We start from the raw sequence: 1,172 nt of genomic DNA, 5'->3' as shown, positions 1-1,172 counted from the left end.
TGGATTTTTTCCATTAAATGGTTTGCGTTCGTATGATCGCACCTTGGATCTCCACGTTACGCATGGCGGTGGACCCTCCCATGTCTCTCGGCGTCAATGCGCGCAAATTCCTTCGTTCAACCTGACCATGGTGGATGCCGGAAATGCTCCTAAAGCGGGTCAAAGCCCTAACGGTGAAAATATCGACCGGCTTCTCCGTGCTTCGAATGTTCAAACAATGGGTCTCAAAACGAAATAGATCTTTTTTGTTTAGGCAGTTTCCTGTAAGTCTGAAACACCGGGGATATCCCGGATCATGCGTTCTTCACTGAAGGTACACTTGCGTGTCCCTAACACATAAAAGATTTTCACAAGTTTACGACTTAGCGCGATAAACGATTGCTTCCCAGTTAAGGGATTGATGGATCGATGACGGTAATGGTCATGAAGCTTTCGGAAAGCTTCATTATGAAACGAGAGGGGGCGTGCCACCTGATACAGGAGCTTTCTCAGCCTTTTACGTCCTCGTTTCGTAATGGTTGTCTGCCCCTTGAATTTCCCGGATTGATTCATCATCAGATTGAGTCCCGCTAATTTGATAATTTGGCGTGGATCTCTGTAATTCGATAGATCACCGACTTCCGCAAAGAAACCGGCCACTGTCATGGTACTGACACCTTTGATGGCTATCATCTGCTCCGCCCCAGGAACCAGAAGAACGAGTTCTTCGAGTTGTGCTTCAAGAGCGACGAGTCGTTCTTCTAGGGCCTTGTATTGGTCAATAAGATAACGGAATTCTTCGCGTGCCATGCTTAAACCGACCGTCAGGCCGATACTATCTTCGGCTGCCTGTTTTAATGCCTGGATACGTTTCATCCCCACTGCACGTTGGGCAGCGTTTTTCACTTCGGCCATCAAGTCTTCTTCCGAAGCCTGTCGGATATCATCAGGAAGATACCCCTTTTCCAGTAGGTGGAGTGCTGCTTTCCCGGTCCAGTCTTTGAAGACATCTAGGAACTCCGGAAAATAGCGATCCAGCGCATTATGCATCTGTGCTTTGATGGAAGACAAGTCCTCTTGGATGATGTCATGTAGTTTCATGCCTTCCCTCAATTCGGCATAGACATCCTCGGGTAGTGTGGGTTCATGAAAACGCCCGTCTTTAATGATTTGAGCGATGACTTTGGCATCCT

2 protein-coding genes are annotated in these 1,172 nt (G+C 47.7%); one reads left to right on the top strand and one right to left on the bottom strand.

The window, feature by feature from the left end:
* A partial coding sequence (locus tag ABDZ84_RS21375) for a hypothetical protein (RefSeq protein WP_343782936.1) occupies nucleotides 1-238 on the top strand: 238 nt, incomplete at its 5' end.
* Between the two features lie 11 nt (nucleotides 239-249).
* Here ABDZ84_RS21375 and ABDZ84_RS21370 read toward each other — a convergent pair.
* A partial coding sequence (locus tag ABDZ84_RS21370; protein WP_343782934.1) for a transposase occupies nucleotides 250-1,172 on the bottom strand: 923 nt, incomplete at its 5' end.

Source organism: Virgibacillus salarius, from assembly GCF_039521925.1.
GTDB classification, from domain to species: Bacteria; Bacillota; Bacilli; order Bacillales; family Amphibacillaceae; genus Virgibacillus; species Virgibacillus salarius.
The sequence above is the reverse complement of the archived record's forward strand: the minus strand, read 5'-3'. Positions and strand labels throughout refer to the sequence as shown.